At 39.0% G+C, this 19757-nt stretch carries 21 protein-coding genes; 12 read left to right on the top strand and 9 right to left on the bottom strand.

Translation table 11 applies throughout. From position 1 onward, the window contains the following. Nucleotides 1-229: 229 nt before the first annotated feature. Complete coding sequence (locus tag NE848_RS10785; protein WP_252113368.1) at nucleotides 230-463, bottom strand: hypothetical protein; 234 nt, start codon at nucleotides 461-463, stop codon at nucleotides 230-232. Between the two features lie 131 nt (nucleotides 464-594). Between NE848_RS10785 and NE848_RS10790 the strand changes: the two genes are divergently transcribed. From NE848_RS10790 to NE848_RS10820, 7 genes are all read left to right on the top strand, one after another. Beyond that, the gene (locus NE848_RS10790) at nucleotides 595-1155 is read left to right on the top strand and encodes a helix-turn-helix domain-containing protein (RefSeq protein ID WP_252113370.1); all 561 of its coding nucleotides are present in this window, start codon (nucleotides 595-597) and stop codon (nucleotides 1153-1155) included. A gap of 292 nt (nucleotides 1156-1447) precedes the next feature. Further along, a complete protein-coding gene (locus tag NE848_RS10795) occupies nucleotides 1448-1786 on the top strand; it encodes a cupin domain-containing protein (RefSeq protein ID WP_252113372.1) in 339 nt (112 codons plus the stop codon). A 41-nt stretch (nucleotides 1787-1827) separates the two neighbouring features. After that, nucleotides 1828-2469 carry a PIG-L family deacetylase gene (locus tag NE848_RS10800; RefSeq protein ID WP_252113374.1) on the top strand — a complete coding sequence of 214 codons (642 nt, stop codon included), beginning with the start codon at nucleotides 1828-1830 and terminating at the stop codon, nucleotides 2467-2469. 4 nt (nucleotides 2470-2473) lie between these two features. After that, nucleotides 2474-3616, top strand: a complete 1143-nt coding sequence (locus NE848_RS10805) for a glycosyltransferase family 4 protein (RefSeq protein WP_252113376.1) — start codon at nucleotides 2474-2476, stop codon at nucleotides 3614-3616. Between the two features lie 6 nt (nucleotides 3617-3622). After that, the gene (locus NE848_RS10810; RefSeq protein WP_252113378.1) at nucleotides 3623-4798 is read left to right on the top strand and encodes a glycoside hydrolase 100 family protein; all 1176 of its coding nucleotides are present in this window, start codon (nucleotides 3623-3625) and stop codon (nucleotides 4796-4798) included. A gap of 269 nt (nucleotides 4799-5067) precedes the next feature. After that, a complete protein-coding gene (locus NE848_RS10815; protein ID WP_252113380.1) occupies nucleotides 5068-7341 on the top strand; it encodes a glycosyltransferase family 4 protein in 2274 nt (757 codons plus the stop codon). A gap of 8 nt (nucleotides 7342-7349) precedes the next feature. After that, complete coding sequence (locus tag NE848_RS10820; protein ID WP_252113382.1) at nucleotides 7350-8363, top strand: glycosyltransferase family 4 protein; 1014 nt, start codon at nucleotides 7350-7352, stop codon at nucleotides 8361-8363. Between the two features lie 3 nt (nucleotides 8364-8366). Here NE848_RS10820 and NE848_RS10825 read toward each other — a convergent pair whose 3' ends face one another. Next, nucleotides 8367-9827 carry a glycoside hydrolase family 130 protein gene (locus tag NE848_RS10825; RefSeq protein WP_252113384.1) on the bottom strand — a complete coding sequence of 487 codons (1461 nt, stop codon included), beginning with the start codon at nucleotides 9825-9827 and terminating at the stop codon, nucleotides 8367-8369. A 97-nt stretch (nucleotides 9828-9924) separates the two neighbouring features. Beyond that, on the bottom strand, nucleotides 9925-10104 hold the full coding sequence (locus tag NE848_RS10830; RefSeq protein ID WP_252113386.1) for a hypothetical protein: 180 nt from the start codon (nucleotides 10102-10104) through the stop codon (nucleotides 9925-9927). Between the two features lie 436 nt (nucleotides 10105-10540). Here NE848_RS10830 and NE848_RS10835 point away from each other — a divergent pair, with 436 nt between their 5' ends. Beyond that, nucleotides 10541-12283 carry a GMC family oxidoreductase gene (locus tag NE848_RS10835; protein WP_252113387.1) on the top strand — a complete coding sequence of 581 codons (1743 nt, stop codon included), beginning with the start codon at nucleotides 10541-10543 and terminating at the stop codon, nucleotides 12281-12283. Between the two features lie 10 nt (nucleotides 12284-12293). Continuing rightward, nucleotides 12294-12992 carry a gluconate 2-dehydrogenase subunit 3 family protein gene (locus tag NE848_RS10840; RefSeq protein WP_252113389.1) on the top strand — a complete coding sequence of 233 codons (699 nt, stop codon included), beginning with the start codon at nucleotides 12294-12296 and terminating at the stop codon, nucleotides 12990-12992. Between the two features lie 98 nt (nucleotides 12993-13090). Here the strand turns inward: NE848_RS10840 and NE848_RS10845 are convergent, their stop codons facing one another. Then, nucleotides 13091-14806, bottom strand: coding sequence for a hybrid sensor histidine kinase/response regulator (locus tag NE848_RS10845; protein ID WP_252113391.1), 1716 nt, complete (start codon nucleotides 14804-14806; stop codon nucleotides 13091-13093). Between the two features lie 228 nt (nucleotides 14807-15034). Between NE848_RS10845 and NE848_RS10850 the strand changes: the two genes are divergently transcribed. Further along, nucleotides 15035-15703, top strand: a complete 669-nt coding sequence (locus NE848_RS10850) for an FAD-binding oxidoreductase (RefSeq protein WP_252113393.1) — start codon at nucleotides 15035-15037, stop codon at nucleotides 15701-15703. Nucleotides 15704-15708: 5 nt separating this feature from the next. On the opposite strand, the gene NE848_RS10855 is transcribed toward NE848_RS10850, so the two are convergent. After that, nucleotides 15709-16467, bottom strand: coding sequence for a response regulator transcription factor (locus tag NE848_RS10855; protein WP_252113395.1), 759 nt, complete (start codon nucleotides 16465-16467; stop codon nucleotides 15709-15711). 234 nt (nucleotides 16468-16701) lie between these two features. Between NE848_RS10855 and NE848_RS10860 the strand changes: the two genes are divergently transcribed. Both NE848_RS10860 and NE848_RS10865 read left to right on the top strand, forming a co-directional pair. Next, entirely contained in the window at nucleotides 16702-17115 is a 414-nt protein-coding gene (locus tag NE848_RS10860) for a hypothetical protein (protein WP_252113397.1), read from the top strand. Further along, nucleotides 17112-17306 (top strand): helix-turn-helix transcriptional regulator, encoded by a 195-nt coding sequence (locus NE848_RS10865; RefSeq protein ID WP_252113399.1) that lies wholly within the window; start codon nucleotides 17112-17114, stop codon nucleotides 17304-17306. The genes NE848_RS10860 and NE848_RS10865 overlap by 4 nt, the downstream gene beginning before the upstream one ends. Nucleotides 17307-17331: 25 nt before the next feature. On the opposite strand, the gene NE848_RS10870 is transcribed toward NE848_RS10865, so the two are convergent. The 4 genes from NE848_RS10870 to NE848_RS10885 form a co-directional block, all read right to left on the bottom strand. After that, entirely contained in the window at nucleotides 17332-17841 is a 510-nt protein-coding gene (locus NE848_RS10870) for a hypothetical protein (protein WP_252113401.1), read from the bottom strand. 129 nt (nucleotides 17842-17970) lie between these two features. Next, complete coding sequence (locus NE848_RS10875; protein ID WP_252113403.1) at nucleotides 17971-18519, bottom strand: GNAT family N-acetyltransferase; 549 nt, start codon at nucleotides 18517-18519, stop codon at nucleotides 17971-17973. 23 nt (nucleotides 18520-18542) lie between these two features. Next, on the bottom strand, nucleotides 18543-18971 hold the full coding sequence (locus NE848_RS10880) for an SRPBCC family protein (protein WP_252113405.1): 429 nt from the start codon (nucleotides 18969-18971) through the stop codon (nucleotides 18543-18545). A gap of 21 nt (nucleotides 18972-18992) precedes the next feature. Continuing rightward, nucleotides 18993-19535, bottom strand: coding sequence for a DinB family protein (locus tag NE848_RS10885; protein WP_252113407.1), 543 nt, complete (start codon nucleotides 19533-19535; stop codon nucleotides 18993-18995). Nucleotides 19536-19757 lie beyond the last annotated feature (222 nt).

Consider the following 19757-nt stretch of genomic DNA (forward strand, 5'->3'; position numbering starts at 1 on the left):
AAATAAGCCTTTACTCTTTTTCGCAACGTACGCGAAAATTCTGTACTTCTTTTTTGGGAAAATCTTGGGGCATTCATAACGATAACATTTCAAAATACAGCCTGGCCGTATCAAATTTATTTACATAAAGAGGGTGTGCTCTTATTAAAGGAAGGCTTGAAAAATTTAAATTTTAGGATCCCGTTTTTCAGAAATTAAACAGGGAAAAAGGAGTAATAAGCACCTTGTATTATAAAACAATCAACCTGGTATTAGCTTTTGTAGCCTCCAGAATTTCAAATTGAGCTTTTAGAAATTCACGATAATTTAAAAACTCCTTTTTTGAGATGTCTTTGTTCTTATAAGTTAAAAACAAGGGAGTTTCAAGTAAATTCTCGTAAATTTCAGGGTACTTTAATTGAAATGAAAGGGTCAAATCAAATATTTCTTTCAATAGTCCGTCCCGGTTGCTTAAGCTTTTCATGACCTTAATCTTTACATTACAATATATTGACTATTGATTATATCAACTTGTATTTATACCAGGTAGAATTATATAAATCCCACTTTTTGTTTCTTTTTCGGGCAGATTAAATATCCCAAAATCAATTTTTTATGATCATTTATATTAAATATATGGTAAGTCTACGATGCAAATTAGTGGTTAAGGAGGAGTTGAAAAAACTGGGGCTGCATTATATAAATGTAGATCTGGGGACAGTTGAAATCTTAGAGGATATTACCCAGAAGCAAAAAAAGGAATTAAAAAAGAACCTTTTGAAATATGGTCTGGAACTGCTGGATGACCGAAGAAATATCTTAATTGAAAAGATCAAGTCGGTTATTATCGAAATGATCCATTATTCAGACGAACTCCCAAAAGTAAATTATTCAGATTATATCAGTGAGCAACTGGGCTATGACTATACCTATCTATCCAATATCTTTTCCGAAGTAAAAGGCATTACCATTCAGCAATTTATAATTATACACAAGATCGAACGGGTGAAGGAGCTTTTGCTTTATGACGAATTAAACCTTACCGAGATTTCCTATCAACTTCATTACAGTAGTGTATCGCATTTATCCAATCAATTTAAAAAGATAACTGGTCTTACCCCTTCGTATTATAAAAAAATTAAAAAGATGCGTCGCAGGAATCTCGAAGACCTGTGAATTGTACAATCTTAATGATTTTGGGTGTAACCCCGTCTTATAGATAAACATGAACTTGCAGGAGCCATTGAAACGTTAAACTGTTTAATTTGGGGAGCAAATGTTAGGACATGTAGGTATCTTGACATTTGTATGGAAGAGTCTTATGATAAAATCATAGGGCTTTTTTATTTGAGAATGTCAATTGTAGTAATTATGCAACTTTGACCAAGCATAGTATAACGCTTCATACAGATTTTATACTCAACTTTAGTAGCTCCCCTTTCTTAGTTATTCTTATAAATATATTGCTATGGAAAATGTTGAGATCGAAAAATCGAAGGTTTTCATTATTGTTGAAATTATTGAATATATCCCAAATTCGATAGTTATAAAAACGATCATAAAGAAGACCACGGGAAATGTAAGTGTCGTTTCCTTTGATTCGGGTGAAAATCTGACTGAAAAGACTTCACCCTTCGATACATTTATTCAGATCATAGCAGGGAAAGCTGAAATTTGGATCAATGATATTTCTCAAATTATTGAGACGGGTGAATCCATTATTATTCCTGCCCATAGCCGTAGTTCCATAAAAGCAAATGAAAGGTTTAAAATGATATCGACTATCATAAAAAGTGGCTATGAATAATGGAATAAGCACAGAGATCAGTTAACCAAAATAAAAATGTGATGGGATTATCGAGAAAAAATATTGCCGTAATCACTGCCCATCCAGATGATGAAACCTTATGGTGCGGGGGAACTATTTTAATTAATCCAAATTGCAACTGGTTTATCGCCTGCCTGTGTAGAAAAAATGATAAAAACCGGGCTCCGAAGTTTTATGAGGTTTTAAAAATATTGAACGCCAGGGGAGTGATGGGGAACCTGGATGATACCCCGGAACAACAACCTTTATCACTTAAGATTGTAAAAGAAGTGATTGTAGGCTTACTACCCTCAAAGAATTATGACCTCATTATTACTCATGATCCTTCGGGTGAATATACCAGCCATAGAAGGCATGAGGAAATTAGTAGGGCGGTCATTGAATTATGGTATAAGAATAAAATTTCAACAAAAGAACTCTGGACCTTTGCCTATGAAGACGGGAATAAAAAGTACCTATCCAGGAAGAAGGACTCAGCTAGTATTCAGGTAAAGTTAACCGAAGAAATTTTTGATCTTAAATATAAACTCATCACCGAAATCTATGGCTTTCCTCCAGATGGTTTTGAGGCACTAACCACTCCGAAAGAGGAGGCTTTCTGGAAATTTAAAACACCGGTTGATGCTTATATCTGGCTTAGAAAAGATGAGATTTTAAAATAAAACTATGAAGGTCCTTGTATTATACGATTATCCCCCGTCTCCTGGTGGCCTTGCTACCCAGGGCGATCTATTATACCAGGGCCTTCTTGAATTAGGGGTTGATGCCCATGCGGTCAATTTTGAATCGGCGCAGGAAAAGGAATGGTATTATCGCTGGTTTAAGCCAGATGTTGTCGTAGGAGTTGGATATTGGGGACATACCCCTCAGCTCGTCCTGCACCCGAAACGTTATGGAGTTTTACCTGTGCCCTGGCTGGTAGCCGATGGCTATATCGCCAATTATCAGGAAGTATTAAATGATTTACCTCTTATTTTAGTCACCTCTCACTGGGTAAAGGAAATGTATGTTCGGGATGGTATTCATCCAGATACTATTGAAGTGCTTCCGGTAGGGTGCGACACCAACTCTTTTACACCATTTGAAAAAAATAACCCGAAAATATTAGCCGTAAGGGAATCACTGGGTATTTCTCCGGAACAATTAATGATCTTAACGGTTGGAGGTGATGCAGCTTCTAAGGGCGCCCAAGAGGTCATGCAGGCACTATCTATAATAGACACCAAAGCTCCAGATTGGAAATACGTGTGTAAAGTATGGCCTCAGCCCAGAACTAAAGCTCAGAATCTTATCGATTTGGAAATGGCCAGTCAGTTGGGTTTGGATAAAAACATCATCTATGCCACTAACAAAATTTCCAGAAACTTTATGCCTTATCTCATAGGAGCCTGTGATATTTATGCAGCGCCGTCCAGGCTTGAAGGATTTGGAATGCCCCAGGTAGAGGCGGGTGCCTGCGGAAAACCCGTTATAGGCATTCAAGCTATGGGAATGCTGAATACGCTAATTCATGAAAAGACGGCTTTTCTGGCGCAAGTAGCCAGGAAAATCGTGGTAGATGAAGTGATACTAGGCAAAGAATCTGGTTTTGAGAAAAAACATACCGTTCAATTTGATATTCCCAGGACCGTGGATTATCGCGCAAATATCCAGGATATCGCGGGTCATTTACTCACCCTTATGGAGGATGAAAAGTTAAGGGAAGAAATGGGTAGAAATGCCAGAGAGTATGTGATATCGAATTTTGGTTACCGGGTAGTGGCTCAGAAATTCCTCAAAATCATCCATGAAAAACTAGGAATTAATTAGCAGGAAATGACTACAGAAAACAAAGATTTAATTGATTCTGCTAAACAATCGGCCCTGGAAGTTCTCCTACATAACGCAAAAGGGCCATATCAGGATTTACCAAGAACTGCAGGCTGGGGTTATCCCGAACCCTATACTCGTGACCTGTTGATTTCAATTTTCGGCATAGCCGTTTCAGGAAATAACATACTCCTTAAAAGCATGCGCAGGGTCCTGGAAACTCTTGCTGAAAACCAATCAGAAAAAGGACATATACCATCCCTTGTTCACGATAAGGAAGATCGCGGGGCGAGTGACACCACACCATTATTCCTTATCGCGGTGGCGATTTACAGGGAAGTAATGCAAGAACCAGATTTTTTGAAGAGAGCAATAGAAAAGGCACTATTATGGATGGAATACCAAAGTCCATCTGATAGAAGTCTTATAGCTCAGCAACCTACCAGTGACTGGCGTGACGAACAGTGGGTTACGGGTTACGGTCTTTTTGTAAACACTCTTGCCTACATGTACCTGAGGTTATATGGAAATCATCAAAGGGCTCAAAATATCCGTGAAGAAATCGGAAAATTCACGATAACCAATGAAAAACATCATCAACATGTTCATGAAGGCCTGGTGGTGAAACATAAACCATATTACGCTTTCTGGTCTTATAAAATATATAGCAGTGAACGTTTCGATCTGTTAGGAAACAGCCTTTCTATTTTGTCTGGTATTGCGTCTTCTTCCCGAGCTGAAGCGATGACATCATGGATCGAGAAGGAGTGCGCAGCGATGATGGAAAAAGGAGAATTAGCCCCTGGACTTACTCCAAATTTTTTTCCTTTCATTAAACCAGGAGAAATTGACTGGCATCCCCGATATGAAGAATTTAACCAGCCTGGTGAATATCATAATGGTGGAGCCTGGCCCTTTATTTCGGGATTTTATATAGCCGCATTGGTAGCTACCGGAAAAATTAAACTGGCTGAAAGAAAATTACTTGAATTGACGAATACTATTAAACTTAGCAGGACAGGGGAACTGGAATTCGGTTTTAATGAATGGTATAAGGCACAGGATGGTGAGCCCAGGGGGCAGGATTGGCAAACCTGGAGTGCTTCAAATTATCTATACGCCGTAAAATGTGTGGAAGAAAAACATACGCCATTCTTCGATAGAATAAGGGAGATGAAATGAAAAAATTATCCCGAAAACTGTGATATATGTAAGTTAATATCAGGATTCTATAGTTGTTTCAATTTATTCTGATGTAGCTTAAGTAATTGAATTTCAGTTAATATAAAGCAATAAAACGATGAAACGGAAAAAAGTATGGTCGAAGACAGATAAAACAAAACCGACACTAAATTTAAAAGAAAAAAGAGCCGCGAAAGAGGCTAAACGTAGAGAAAAAGACTGGAATCAAGGTCTGCTTCATTAGATGAACCTGAAAATATAGAGAACGAATGAAGCTGGCATATATTGGAACATATCCTCCTAGGGAATGTGGCATAGGAACTTTTACTCAAAATCTAACAAAATCTATGTTAGGTATGGATAAACAGGCCGGGCCGCAAAATGAGATCCTGGTTGTCGCTATGGACGACAATGACCAAAAATATGCCTATCCTCCCGAGGTAAAACTCAGCATCCGACAGGAACAGCAAACCGATTATCTGGAAGCCGCAAATTTTATAAATCTTAGCGGATCTGACGTCTGTATTCTCGAACACGAATTTGGTATTTATGGAGGTTTAAGCGGAGTTTATATTTTACCACTTTTGCATCGTCTCGATATTCCCATTATTGTGACCTTGCACACCATCCTTGATTCGCCTTCCTATAACGAAAAGGCGATCCTAAAAGAGATCTGTAAAATGGCAGATAAGATTGTGGTGATGAGTCAAAAAGCCATCGTTTTTCTTACCCAGATCTATGAAGTTCCCCAGGAAAAAATCGTGATGATTGAACATGGGGTTCCAGATATTCATTTTGATAAACAAAAGTCAAAAAAAGAATTTAAGCTTCAGAAAAAGAAGTTGCTGTTAACCTTTGGCTTTATTGGCAGAAATAAGGGAATCGAAACCGTGATCAAATCTTTGCCGGGTATTATTGAAAAACATCCCGAGGTATTATATATCGTACTGGGAAAAACCCATCCAAATGTTCTGCGACATGCCGGAGAAGAATATCGAAATCACCTGCTTCTTTTAATCAAAAATTTGAACCTGCAATCCCATGTACTTTTTTTGAACGAATTTATTGGAGAGACCGATCTTTTTAAATATTTGGCTGCCAGTGATATTTACATCACTCCCTATCTTCATGAAGCTCAAATCACCAGCGGAACACTTTCCTATGCCATGGGAGCTGGTTGTGCAGTAGTTTCCACACCTTACTGGCATGCTGCAGAATTGCTTACGCAAGAACGTGGAAGGCTCTTCGGTTTTAATAACCATGAGGAGCTTACCGGAATATTAAATCAGCTGCTGGATCATCCGGAAACACTAAAAAAAATACAGGCAAATGCCTATGAATATGGAAAAAATATAATCTGGCCTAAAATTGGTAAAAAATACCTGCAGCTTTCTAAGGCTATACTTGCTTTTCCAAAACAAGAAATAGAAAAAAAAGAGACCCCTATAGATCTCCTATTACTGCCCCCTTTTTCGTTGATGCATATTAAGAGATTAACCGATGATACCGGGATTATCCAGCATGCCAAATTCGGGATTCCTAATCTTAAAGAAGGCTATTGCCTGGACGATAATGCCCGGGCCCTCTTAATGGTTCTAATGACCTATAAGCAGAAAAAAGATGAAACGGCTTTGGAATTCATGCCTATTTACCTGAGCTACATTCATTACATGCAAAATAAGGACGGTACTTTCAGGAACTTTTTAAGTTTTAATCGAAATTTTCTTGATGAAGTGGGATCTGAAGATTCCTTCGGGAGAACGATCTGGGCTTTAGGCTATCTCATAGGAAATGCGCCAAACGACGCTTATTACCAAACCGGAAAACTGGTGTTTTTTGATGCGGTTCCAAATTTCGAAAAACTTCAATCTATTCGAAGTATTGCCAATACGATCATCGGTATTTGTTATTATTTAAAAACCAATGCTTCAGATGAACATATGCTGGAGATTTTAAAGAGCCTAACGGCGAAACTCATTCAGCATTACGAGGATAATCATTCCGAAAACTGGAAATGGTTTGAATCTTTACTCGCTTACGATAATGGGATTTTACCTTTGGCGCTGTTGCATTCGGCACAAATAATTCACGACGACAAAGTGACTGAAGTCGCTATGGAAACGATGGATTTTCTCGTTGAGCATACTCTAAAAGACGGAACACTTTCTGTGATTGGCAATAAGGACTGGTATTACAGGGATGGGGAACGGTCCTTCTTCGCGCAACAGCCGATAGATGCGATGGCCATGGTGCTCATGTTTTACCAGGCCTTTTTACTAACTGGAGAGAAGGAATACCTGCATCTGCTTTTTACCTCCTTTATGTGGTTTCTGGGTGAAAATGACCTGCGCATGAGCCTTTATGATTTTGAAACCAAGGGCTGTTGTGATGGTTTCGAGAATTATGGAATTAACCGAAACCAGGGAGCTGAAAGTTCATTGGCTTACCTCATTTCACATTTAACCGTTTTACAAGCTTACGAAGTGTTTTACCAGGTGGATGTTTTGGAAAATTCCGAAATGGAAAAAGCTTTACATAATTGATCTAAAAGATGAAAATTGCTGTTCTATCTTCCATTGCGTGGAGAACACCTCCCGAAAATTATGGTCCCTGGGAACAGGTGGCTTCTAATATCACCGAAGGCCTGGTAGCTAAAGGTCACGAGGTAAGCCTTTTTGCCAGTGGCAATTCTATTACCACTGCCAAATTGCGGTCGGTTTGTAAATTGCCTTTTAACCAGGATTCTTCCGGAGAACCTAAAGTTTCAGAATGTCTTCACATAAGCCATTTGATGGAAAATGCAGCCGATTTTGATATTATCCATAATCATTTCGATTTTCTTCCGCTTACTTATTCCAGGTTGATAAAAACGCCCATAATCACAACGATTCATGGGTTTTCTTCTCCTAAGATCATTCCCGTCTATAAAAAATATGATGCTTCGGTTGCTTATATTTCCATTTCAGATTCCGACAGGCATAAAGAATTAACCTACCTGGATACTATCTATCATGGCATTGATCCTAAACTTTTTACTTTCAGAAAAGACAAGGAAGATTACCTATTATATTTTGGGAGAATACACCCCGAGAAAGGTCTACATAAAGCCATTGAAATTGCTGAAAAATCTGGATATATTTTAAAAATTGCAGGACTTATTCAGGATGAAAATTACTTTAAAACAGAAATAGCCCCGAAAATTGACAACGAACAAATTCAGTTCCTGGGGAATGTGGGAAAGGAAAAAAGGGATTTGTTACTGGGAGGCGCAAAGGCTTTACTACATCCCATCTCCTTTGAGGAACCTTTTGGTTTAAGCGTGCTGGAAGCCATGATGTGCGGCACTCCGGTAATTGCTTTCTCCCGAGGCAGCATGCCCGAACTTATTAAAGATAATTTTTCCGGCTTCCTGGTGAAAAGTGTCTCTGAAGCTGTCTTAGCCGTGAAAAATATTGAAATGATAAATCCTGAAGATTGCAGGACTCATGCGGAAGAAAATTTTGGTTTGGAAAAGATGATTAATTCTTATGTGGAAGCTTACCAAAAGGTACTTGAAAACTATTAAAATTTAGTTTATCAACGCGGTAAAAAGTTCTTCCAGGTCAACGACGGCATAGGTTGAAGAATAATCGGAGACAGCATAAGGCAGAATTAGATTCTTATTATGAATAATAGATCCACAGGAATAGACCACGTTAGGCACGTAACCATTTCTTTCCTCCTCCAGGGGCATCAATAAAGGTTCTTCCAAACGTCCAATTTCTTTAGTAGGATCATCCAGGTCGAATAGGGAAGCTCCAATACTGTAACGGCGCATCGGGCCGACTCCGTGAGTAATAAAAAGCCAGCCTTTTTCAGTCCATAACGGAGAGCCGCAGTTACCAATCTGGGTAAATTCCCAGGGAAATTTTGGTTCCTGGATCAATTTTGGATTATTCCAGAGCGTAGCTCTGTCAGAAAGCATTAAGTAATTATTCACTCCGTCTATCCTGGATAGCATGGCGTATTTTCCCTTGATTTTCTTCGGAAACATAGCTAGGTTCTTATCCTGTGCACCACTTCCTCTAAGTGGCATGACCCTGAAGGTGTAAAAATCTTTGGTTGAAATTAGCTTGGGCATAATGGTATGCCCATTAAAAGCTGTATAAGTAGCATAGACCCTGGTAGAGCCATCATCTTCAAAGAACCTTACGAATCGGGCGTCTTCTATTCCCCGGCTCTCAGATTCGGAAATAGGAAAAATCACTCTTTCAGTTATATCAGAATCTTTATGAAACTGAATATCATAAAACGAGTCTACCAGCCAGGTGATTTCTTCCAAGGCCATTCTTCTGGAGGCGGTTATATCCTGATCTTTAAGTATGTTTTTTACTGAATTCTTGAGTATTTCATATTCAAACCTGTCAGGCAGATCATTCATGATGGTCATAGAGTATTTCTCCGGAATACCCATTTCTTTAAGTCTTCTCAAAAACCTATCCTTATCATAAAGCTTCTTATGAGAAATTTCGGCCATATCTATATGATCTCCCATTTTTGATAAATGAAGATCATTATTCGCGTCCAGGATAGCCCTTCTGAAAACAATCGATGAAATATGGCCTTCCCCGGTTGCCCTGAAGGAAATAATCACTCTTTTTTCGTCCTTTTTAAGATAAGACTGGTCAAAATCCTCGATGATAGAAGGATTGAAAAAAGCGGCAGATTCAATAGAATATTCCATGGTACAATAAGAACCTAGGAGCATCTTGCAATCATCTGAAAGGGAATCAAAGTTTATATTCATCTTTTCAATGACACCGCGAATATTATTACAATGCTTAAAGAAAAGACGTGAAATATTACGATGCCTACTGGCAAATTCCCTTAAGGTTTGTTCCAGGGCATGACTAACCTGGATATCCGTCATTTGGTTAATGCGAGAAACCAGGTTACGCGTCCTTAGATCACTGTTGATAAAATATCGCGCCACCACCCGACTGGAATCGGGTAGAAAATTGACTTTTTTTCGAAGAACAGTAACTCTCACCGGTATATATATCTGAAAATTTTAAAAGATTATGGAGGTACGATCATGGCATGAGTCATGGAAGTAGCAGACAAAATCAAAAGATTCCAATCTAAAGTTAAATACTACTTGCCTTGAATAGTTCTATTTCCCTTTCAAAATAAACTTCTTCTTTTTCTTCAGGATGGCCTACAACATCACAATAATATACCCTCCTGGCAAAAATTCTAACCGCCAGTGGTTTTGACCTATTGTTTTTTGCACAGACTACATCTCCTTTTTGGAATAAATCACTCATGGTTTTTAATTTTTAATTAGCTCCAACAGAATTGTAAATAACAACAGATCGCGTTATTATTAATAAATAAACGCATTAGCTTCCTGCTTTGTTTCTACGGAGTAAAGGGTAAGCTATAACTTATGTTGTGAAATAAGTTATAAAACGGGAACGTAGTGTTGTATATGTTACAGAAGTGATTTTTAAAATCGTAATGCTAGGTTTCTATTTATTAACTTCGCACCTCTTAACAATCGTTGTGTTAGTTTTCTATAAGTTTCTGGGTTCGATTCCCCGCCTCGAGTACAGAAAACCCCATCAGATCCTGATGGGGTTTTTTATTTTTTGTCCCCCGAATTAAGGGGTCTGTCAAATCATTTATAAAAAAATTAAATTTTGTGAGGATATTAATTAAAATTTTTAAATTAGAAGCATTCTTTTTGAAAATTATAAATCTATGTCCTTTCAAATTATTGAACAGTCCCCAAAATATGATGTCTGTATCGTTGGATCAGGTGCCGGAGGAGGGATGGCCGCAAAGATCCTGGCCGATAAAGGTTTTAAGATCGCCCTTGTAGAGGCCGGTCCTAATTTTGATCCTGCTAATCCCCAACAAAGAACTCAGTTAAGATGGCCCTGGGAATCTCCAAGAAGGGGCGCCGGAACCATGAGGCCCTTTGGTGATTTTGATATGGCCTATGGAGGTTGGGAACTCGATGGGGAACCTTATACGCGCGCCCAGGGAACCGAATTCGACTGGTTTAGATCCCGTATGCTGGGGGGACGCACCAATCACTGGGGAAGGATCTCCCTTAGGTTTGGACCTTTGGATTTTAAAAGAAAGGATTTTGACGGGAAAGGAGATAACTGGCCAATTGGGTACGATGACGTTAAGCCTTACTATGATAAAGTAGATAAACTGATAGGGGTATTCGGAACCCGGGAGAACATCCCTAACGAACCGGATGGTTATTTTTTACCTCCTCCGAAGCCAAGACTACATGAGTTATATTTTCAAAAAGGAACCTCGAAGATTGGGATCCCGATGATCCCATCCCGACTTTCGATCCTTACCAAACGAGTTAATAAGAAAAGAGCGGCCTGTTTTTACTGTAATCAGTGTTCACGGTCCTGCTCGGTATATGGTGATTTTTCATCATCCTCAGTCCTGGTGAATCCGGCAATGGAAACGGGCAAGGTAGACCTTTATACCAACGCGATGGTAAGGGAAGTGATTACAGATGGTGAAGGAAATGCGACCGGCGTACATTATATCAATAAAGAAGACCTTAAGGATTACAGGATTAAGGCTAAAGTCGTAATTCTAGCGGCAAGTGCCTGTAGTTCGGCAAGAATACTGCTCAATTCAAAATCTTCAGTCCACCCTAACGGCCTGGCTAATTCCAGTAATGTTGTGGGTAAATATCTGCACGATTCTACCGGATCTTCCAGGATGGCGTTTATGCCTTCACTTATGGACAGGAAACGCTATAATGAAGATGGGGTAGGCGGAATGCACCTTTATACACCATGGTGGCTCAATGATGATAAGAGCCTTGGCTTTAGTCGCGGTTATCATATTGAATACTGGGGTGGTATGGGAATGCCAGCCTATGGATTCGGTTTTAATATGGAAAACCTGAATGGAATGGTACCGGGTATAGATGGTGAAACCAAAAAAGCCGGAGGTTATGGTGTAGAGCTAATGAAAGATGTGAAACGCTTTTATGGTTCTCTTGTCGGTATGGCTGGAAGAGGAGAAAGTATTCCGCAGGAAGAAAACCGTTGTGAGATAGATAAGGAAAAAGTAGATAAATTTGGGATCCCTGTTCTTAAATTTCATTATAAATGGACCGAAGAGGAAGTAAAACAGGCGGCCCATATGCAGGATACCTTTGAAGAGATCATCTCCAACATGGGTGGGATGGCGCTTGGAGAGAAGCCCGGAAAGGATTCCAGCTACGGCCTTGAGAATCCCGGAAGGATTATTCACGAAGTTGGTACCACGCGTATGGGATCTGACCCAAAGAAATCTGTACTGAATAAGTATAATCAGGCTCATGATGTTCCGAATCTCTTTGTGATGGACGGAGGCTCGTTTGTTTCCCAGGCCGACAAGAACCCAACCTGGACCATCCTGGCGCTTGCCTGGAGGGCTTCAGATTATCTGGCAGATGAAATGAAAAAAGGTAATATTTAAATAGCTTGTTATGGATAGAAGAGAATCACTCAGAACACTTTTGATAGGAGGAGCAGGTACAAGTTTGTTATTAAGCTGCAGGCTTGATGAAGACACCGATGTAAGTAAACTTACCGATATTAAGGAAAGGGAATTCGATTATGGCCGTACCCCGGCGGAAGAAGCCCGCGATGAAGCTCTTCTTGAACAGGATTTCTATACCGATGAGGAAATGAAGACCATAATCGTGTTAAGTGATATCATTATGCCCGGCGACGGATCCAAACCAGCCTCGGAAGCTGGCGTGCCTGAATTCATCGAATTTATCACCAAGGATATTCCCTCTCACCAAACTCCTATGCGCGGTGGCCTGAGATGGTTGAAGAACGAAAGCTATAAAAGATATGAAAAGGATTTTGTTGATTTAAGCAAAGAGCAACAGATCGCGATCATTGAAGATATTGCATATCCTGAAGATGTAAAACCCGAATTTACGCAGGGTGCCCAGTTCTTTAGCAGAATGAGGAATCTTGTTACTACCGGATATTTCACCAGTAAGGAAGGGGTAGAATATCTTGGTTATATGGGTAATAAGCCAAATGTATGGGATGGGGTGCCGGCAGATGTCTTGCAAAAACACGGGATGAAGTATGACGAGAAGATCCTTTCCCGATCTATAAAACCGGAAGAAAGAAATGATATCGAAGATTGGGAGGGCTATGAAATATAGAAGCAAATCCTTTTAGGATCATGGAATCCATTCAACTTTACTCAATGTAAATTTTTAAGAGCGATTAAGGGAAGAGAGCAGCTATCATAAAGCCATATTTAAAAATACTCCTGGATCTTTTGAAGTAATTTTTTCCGTGAAAGGGGTTTTGAGATATAATCGGTACAGCCTGCTTCTAAGGCCTTCTGTTTATCGGATGAGAAAGAATAAGCCGTCTGGGCAATAATTATGATATCCTTATTGAACTCCCTGATCTTCCGGGTAGCTTCAAAACCATTCATTTCCGGCATCTGCATGTCCATTAGTATCAGGTCCAGATCTGGATTCTTCCTGCAGGTCTCAACAGCTTCAAGCCCGTTTCCGGCTTCCTTGATCTCCGGAATAAAATCTTTGATAATTTTCCTTACGAAGAGTTTGGATATACTGTCATCTTCAACGATCAGCATTTTAAGGTTTTCCAGTTCTTTTGGAATGCTAACATGTTTTTGTGATATGCTTTTCTTCGTCTTTTCGGGAACACTTTTCTGGGGAATCGTAAAGTGAAAACTGGAACCCTCGCCTTCCTTACTATCAACCCAGATCCTGCCGCCCAACATTTCAACATATGCCTTCGTGATAGATAATCCCAAGCCGGCTCCCTGTATGGCCTTTCTGTCTGAAATTGCGGCCTGTACAAACCTTTTAAAGATCGCTTCCTGACTATCCTTTGGAATGCCTATACCGGTATCTTTAACAAAGAACTCAAATTCCCCTTTTTTCTCATTTAAAGTGTAACCGAATTCAATACTTCCCTCGGGAGTGTATTTAATGGCATTGCTAACCAGATTTGTTAGAATGGCATATAGTTTCTCACCATCGGTGATGATTGTCACCTTTTCATCTGGCAGGGGCATTTCACAGTTTACCTTGAGATCTTTGATTTCAAAATCTGGTTTAAAAAGTCGGTATGCATATCTTATCTTCTCGTTTATGTTAGCCTCTCTAAGATGTAATTCAACCTGGTTGGATTCGATCTTGGAAATATCAATGATATCGTTAATGATATTTAGCATGCGGGTCCCGCTCTTTCTAATAATATCAATATACTCCCTTTGTTCTTCAATACTTAGATCAGCTTCCTGAAGTAATTCCGAAAACCCAAGAATGCCGTTCATGGGGGTTCGTATTTCGTGGGACATGTTGGCAAGGAAAGCCGATTTTAGTCGGTCACTATCTTCAGCTTTCTTTATAGCTTTTTTTAGTTCCCGGTTTTTTTTCTCTATCTCAAAGTTTTTTTGTTTTAAAAGCTCTTCCCTTTTTTTTAAATCCGTGATATCGTGAACAGACCCTACCAGCTCAATACATTTTCCGTTCTTATCAAAGATTGGAGATACCGTAACCTGACCAGTAAGTTCACCTGAGGGATAATTAGATACTTCCTCCCATTTCACAATCTTTCTTTCCGTAATCGCTTCATTATACTTTTTAATTACTAGTGAGAGTGAAGGTTCAGGAATGACTTCGCTTACCAGCTTTCCGATCACTTGTGTTTCCGTTAAACCTGTAACAGCAAAAAAAGCCTTATTGGCCAAATTGAAACGGAAATCTCCATTTTCTTCTACATTTAGCTGGAAGATCACGTCTTCTACCGTATTGTATATAGACATGAGATGCAATTCGTTCTTCTCTTCCTTTTTCTTTGCTAAAGTCAAATCCAGTTCGGTTCTGGTGTTTTTAAGCACCGTATTCTCCAATCTGGATTTTAAAGCCTTATAATCTTTTTGCAGGACTTCGAACTCCTTGAGGAGTTCTTCCCTAGTTTTACTGTTATTCATTTTTTAATAAATCATAAAAAGGCAGGATGTTGATCAAGCTTTCCAAGATGATCCTGAATTATGAAAAAATCTTTTTCCTGGCATTTATAATTGTTCAGAATTGAAAATAGATTTTATAAAACTACCTTAAAATCCTCTTTAATTCTCTATACAAAGGGTTAAAAATTTAGGTTTGAGGACTTTCCATGTTTTTTCTTCAAAGGAAAAATTCTACCTTAAAAAGAAAAAATGGAACATATAGTCAGAATTCAGTCGGTTGGTGATGTGACCCATAATGTAAAGCGCTTTAGGACAGATAAGCCCTCGGGCTACAGTTTTACTCCGGGACATGCCACAGAGGTATCAATAAATAAAGAGGAATGGAAGGATGAAAAAAGGCCTTTTACCTTCACCAGTCTAAACCAGGATCCTTTTCTGGAATTTACCATCAAGATATATCCAGACCATAACGGCGTGACCGAACAACTTGGAAAGTTGAAACCGGGAGATGAGCTTATAGTGAGAGATACCTGGGGTGCCATAGAATATAAAGGCCCTGGATATATAATCGCGGGAGGTGCCGGTATCACACCTTACCTGGCTATATTAAGGGATCTTCAGCGAGAAGGAGACGTAAAGGGGAATACTCTTTTCTTTTCCAATAAGACCGATAAGGATATCATTCTGAAAGACGAACTGGATGGGATGCTGGATGAAAATGTGAAATATGTAATTACCGATCAGGAAGATACCGATTATATAAATGCTTATATAGATAAGGACTTTTTATTGAACAACGTGGAAGATTTTGATTCACGCTTTTATGTATGTGGGCCTCCTGAAATGACCGAGCAAATAAGTGAGATACTTGAAGAACTTGGAGCATCGGCCGATGCAGTTCAGTTAGATGACCAGTAAAAAAATCACTTCATTTCAAAAGCCCGTACATATTTGATCACTTCAGCAAGAGATCTTATTCCCAGTTTTTTTTTGATGTTTTTCCAGTGGGTGCGCAGGGTTTGAATTGAAATATATAGCTCATCAGCTATTTCCTGTTGTTTTAATCCTTTTGAAAGGACTACGAGGATCTCTTTTTCCCTTTTAGTAAGCCTGGAATAATTGTCTATGTTAGACTTAATAAATTTGTTCTCTTCAAGAAGGTTGTTGAATGATTTTATGGTATTGACGATATCACCGGAGGGCCTTTTAATTTTAATTATGGAATTTCCGTCATCATCTATACCTTCAAATAAAATGGTTATTTCTGAATTTTGGTGGTTCTCAGTGTCAGTTTCATCAAGCCATTGCCTGGCCTCTTTTTCAGATGCAAAATGATTAGGGCTAACAACCGAGCTCATTTCCTCAAAGGAATTCATAACACTTAGGTGTACCAATACATCTTTTCCCACCACAAAGGCTACCTTTTTATTACCATATTCCACACAGGGAACATTTACATTCTCTTCAATCCATTCATCAATTTCCTTGTTAAGAGGGAGAGAGAAGTTTTGCTGCAGCCATAAAGCCTGAGATGGCCCATGTTTTTTATAATAGCTGGTAAATGTGAGAAGTTCTTCTTTTAAAATATCAAAAGAAGGGGGTGAAGCTTTCCAGAACTGTACAAAGCGATCACTTTCTTTTTCATGCTGAATGATGAGATAATCACTTTCGTATATTTTCATTGAGCAATAATGATTTAGATTTTTTCGGTGCCTTTAAGCTAATAAAAAATATATAAAAACCTTGAGAATATTTAAATATAGGGGCTTTTATTCAAATTTCTATTATGAAATTATTAAAGAAAAATCACATAATGTCATGTAAGATTGACTATTTGTAAATAAAACTTGACATACTTAATTTTTTGTATATCTTTGTGTAAAGTTTACTTTACTAAAAATCAAATACACTTTACTATGAAGAATCAAAATGATACTTTAGCTGCCAGATGTAAAAGGAATACAATTCACCTTGGCATTTGGACCGGCGCATGGGTGCTAACACTCGCTTTAGTGGCTTTTGGCCACAAATTTCTTTGGAATGAAGATACCACCATATCTGCCATCATGATATTCATAAACCTTGCTGTAGGTGTGGGAATGATCATTGCAAACATCAAACATCTGAATGGTCTTGATGAGATGCATCGAAAGATACATCTTGAAGCCATGGGAGTTACGCTGGGAGTTACACTAATTACAGGACTTGGTTACTCGATGCTGGACATTACTAATGTAATCTCCTATGATGCTGAAATATCCTATCTCGTGATGATCATGGGAATCACCTACATGTTTGCTGTATTAATCAACAATTTTCGGTATAAATGAAAAATCGTCTTCGAGTTTTAAGAGCAGAAAAGGAAATAACCCAGGCTCAGCTGGCAGATGAAACCGGGGTTTCCCGGCAAACTATCAATGCTATCGAAAAAGGAAAATTTGATCCCAGCTTACCTTTAGCCTTTAAGATCGCCAGGTTGTTCAACATGTCAATAGAGGAAATTTTTGAGGACGAAGATTAAATTTTTAATTTCTTTGAGTATTACATCATAAACTTATATTGACACCTATAGTAATTGCAGAGACGATAAAGCTTTCTTCAGTAAAAGTTTCGCCATCATCTCCTACAATATTGGAATATGCTAGTAATAAGGAAAGTCTTGGGGTGGCTTGATAAGAAATTAACGGGCGATAATATAAACCATTGGTGTCATCAAGGCTGAATGCATAACCCAGATCTCCACCGATTTTAAGAAAATCTGTCGGGTTAAGTCTTCCGGCCATTCCAAAAGGAAAGTATACCGCGGGGATGGAACCAAACCAACCCGGGTTTTTTCCTTCGCCCCAAAAAATAGAGCCCCCCATGGTTAGCCCCAGGTAAATATTTTGAGAAATACCCCAAAGGTAATTCGCGTTTGCCTGGAAATTAATGGAATGATATTTAGTTTCATCCCCAATTACAGGGCCCATATTGGCTTCTACGCTAACGCGGTTTTGGCCATTTAAGTTTATGGTTGCCAATAAAAAGAAGAAGCCTAAACATACTAATTTTTTCATCCTGTAAACATTTTTTATGAGTAGGCAGTTAATTTTTGAAAAGCCAAGGGGAAGAGGTAATAACCACATGGGGAGGCTATTATAAAGTTCAGTCTTCTAAATCTACAAAATTTATGTTTAATGTATTTTTTATTTATAATTTACCTTGAACTTTTCCCTGGTGAGTTTCCAGCGATTCACTTCCTGTTCAAAATTCAGGGATCCGGGGGTCGTAACATATTGTTTTACAAATTCAAATCCTGAACTGGCCAGAGTTCTGTTAGGAGCAGGATTTTTAGCATAAGGTTCACACCAGATCACTACCAGTTTTAGCCGGTCAAAATAAAAGGGAAGGGTCTTTGCTAAAAGTTCGCTGCCCATACCTTTTTGCCTGAGATCTGATTTCCAAAGGTGGAGGTGCATTTTTGCCTGATTTCCGTATTCTATTTCGTTCACATTTGAATGGCCAACCGGCCTGCCATTGGCGAGCCAGATAAGCGCGTAGGACTTCTTTTTTTGGTAGGGAGTTTCAATCTGCTGGCTTAGCATTTTTTGCAGATCTCTTCTGGTTGGCAGTTTCTGAAGATCCACTCCCATCCCGGTTAGAAAATCGGGTTCGGAGGTTAACCAGTAATCGGCTATAAGGTCTATATCCTCTTTTTTGATTTCTCTTACAGAGAGCTCTAGAGCTTCTTGCATTTTATCACTTTATTTATCAGGTTTTATCGCTGGGCCTCAGCGTACTTCCTGAAATTATCGAGGATGGTTTGCCAGCCATTCCTTTGTTGCTCGAGGGAATGAGTTCCTTCTGCTTCAAAGCTCTCCGTTATTTTTGTTCCATTTTCAAACGGACTGAATTCTATTTTTACCTTTCTCCCATCATCGAGCGAATAAATGATACTTTCAAAAGGTTTCACTTCTTCATAAGTGCCAGAGTAATCAAAGCCCATGCTCCCATCTTTCGCCTCCATGCGCGACATGATTTTCCCACCGGGTCTCAGGTCATTTTCCGCCCTCGGGCAATGCCATTCATCTGAAGCGAAATTCCACATCGTAATATGCTGAGGTTTGTTCCAGTATTCCCAGACCTTCTCGGCAGGAAGCTTTACTTCTGTTTCAACGCTTAAGGTAGTCTTGGATTTTTCTTCCATGGTATATCCGGTTTTTGATGATTAAGTTTTTGGTAATAGTGATAATACTTCTTTCGCCTGGTTGTAATGTCGTTCCTCATGGGATACAATGATGTCAAAAGCCGTTTCCAGTTTGTATACAATATTCCTGTTGGCCGGAGAAGATATCACCATATTCTGATGGATGAAATCAACAGAATCTGAAATATATCCTTTAAGCTTATCCTGGGTTTCCTGGAATTCGTGGAGGATACTTTTGGGAAGATCACTTTGAGACGGCTCCCACATGGGGAAGGTCTTCATTTTCTTTTTCCGGTCGGGCTCCACCGATTTTTTTATCATATTTCCGAAGAAAGAGACCACAAATCCAAATCGGGCAATAAAAGGAAGATCCTGGCTCCCTTTTTTCAGGTTCTCAAAGGTGGGGAAGTAAGACCTGTTCAGGTTTATCAAATGATCCACATTCTGAGCGATACTCCAGGTTTGGGGATCTGGCTTCCAGTTGAGGTCCTCCCGGCTAAGATCACCAAAACTATCCATGAATTTGGTGGTGATAGCATCAATACGGCTAATCCATTTTTCCATTTTAAAAATGCGGTAAAATATACTTTAATAGAAATTCTATTACAGTTCAGAATTCCTATTAAAGATAGCAGGATATCCCTTATTTTTTCATGGGTTTCTGAATTTTTTTCGTCGGGTTTTGGTGGATACCTTAAATGGTATTAGAAGTCATGTAATACACTGGTTTTACCGGTTAGGTCTGGAAGTTTCTGCAGCTTTTTAAATCAGTGGTCCTTCCATAAG

The sequence above is a fragment of the Gramella jeungdoensis genome (genome assembly GCF_023805255.1).
Classification (GTDB): Bacteria; Bacteroidota; Bacteroidia; order Flavobacteriales; family Flavobacteriaceae; genus Christiangramia; species Christiangramia jeungdoensis.

Bases quoted from the DNA above. Each gene is read 5' to 3' on its own strand.
- NE848_RS10790 (WP_252113370.1), top strand. From the start codon at position 595: ATGATCATTTATATTAAATATATGGTAAGTCTACGATGCAAATTAGTG.
- NE848_RS10835 (WP_252113387.1), top strand. From the start codon at position 10,541: ATGTCCTTTCAAATTATTGAACAGTCCCCAAAATATGATGTCTGTATC.
- NE848_RS10795 (WP_252113372.1), top strand. From the start codon at position 1,448: ATGGAAAATGTTGAGATCGAAAAATCGAAGGTTTTCATTATTGTTGAA.
- NE848_RS10885 (WP_252113407.1), bottom strand. From the start codon at position 19,535: ATGGAAAAATGGATTAGCCGTATTGATGCTATCACCACCAAATTCATG.
- NE848_RS10870 (WP_252113401.1), bottom strand. From the start codon at position 17,841: ATGAAAAAATTAGTATGTTTAGGCTTCTTCTTTTTATTGGCAACCATA.
- NE848_RS10855 (WP_252113395.1), bottom strand. From the start codon at position 16,467: ATGAAAATATACGAAAGTGATTATCTCATCATTCAGCATGAAAAAGAA.
- NE848_RS10815 (WP_252113380.1), top strand. From the start codon at position 5,068: ATGAAGCTGGCATATATTGGAACATATCCTCCTAGGGAATGTGGCATA.
- NE848_RS10805 (WP_252113376.1), top strand. From the start codon at position 2,474: ATGAAGGTCCTTGTATTATACGATTATCCCCCGTCTCCTGGTGGCCTT.
- NE848_RS10860 (WP_252113397.1), top strand. From the start codon at position 16,702: ATGAAGAATCAAAATGATACTTTAGCTGCCAGATGTAAAAGGAATACA.
- NE848_RS10820 (WP_252113382.1), top strand. From the start codon at position 7,350: ATGAAAATTGCTGTTCTATCTTCCATTGCGTGGAGAACACCTCCCGAA.
- NE848_RS10810 (WP_252113378.1), top strand. From the start codon at position 3,623: ATGACTACAGAAAACAAAGATTTAATTGATTCTGCTAAACAATCGGCC.
- NE848_RS10830 (WP_252113386.1), bottom strand. From the start codon at position 10,104: ATGAGTGATTTATTCCAAAAAGGAGATGTAGTCTGTGCAAAAAACAAT.
- NE848_RS10785 (WP_252113368.1), bottom strand. From the start codon at position 463: ATGAAAAGCTTAAGCAACCGGGACGGACTATTGAAAGAAATATTTGAT.
- NE848_RS10850 (WP_252113393.1), top strand. From the start codon at position 15,035: ATGGAACATATAGTCAGAATTCAGTCGGTTGGTGATGTGACCCATAAT.
- NE848_RS10875 (WP_252113403.1), bottom strand. From the start codon at position 18,519: ATGCAAGAAGCTCTAGAGCTCTCTGTAAGAGAAATCAAAAAAGAGGAT.
- NE848_RS10865 (WP_252113399.1), top strand. From the start codon at position 17,112: ATGAAAAATCGTCTTCGAGTTTTAAGAGCAGAAAAGGAAATAACCCAG.
- NE848_RS10840 (WP_252113389.1), top strand. From the start codon at position 12,294: ATGGATAGAAGAGAATCACTCAGAACACTTTTGATAGGAGGAGCAGGT.
- NE848_RS10880 (WP_252113405.1), bottom strand. From the start codon at position 18,971: ATGGAAGAAAAATCCAAGACTACCTTAAGCGTTGAAACAGAAGTAAAG.
- NE848_RS10845 (WP_252113391.1), bottom strand. From the start codon at position 14,806: ATGAATAACAGTAAAACTAGGGAAGAACTCCTCAAGGAGTTCGAAGTC.
- NE848_RS10800 (WP_252113374.1), top strand. From the start codon at position 1,828: ATGGGATTATCGAGAAAAAATATTGCCGTAATCACTGCCCATCCAGAT.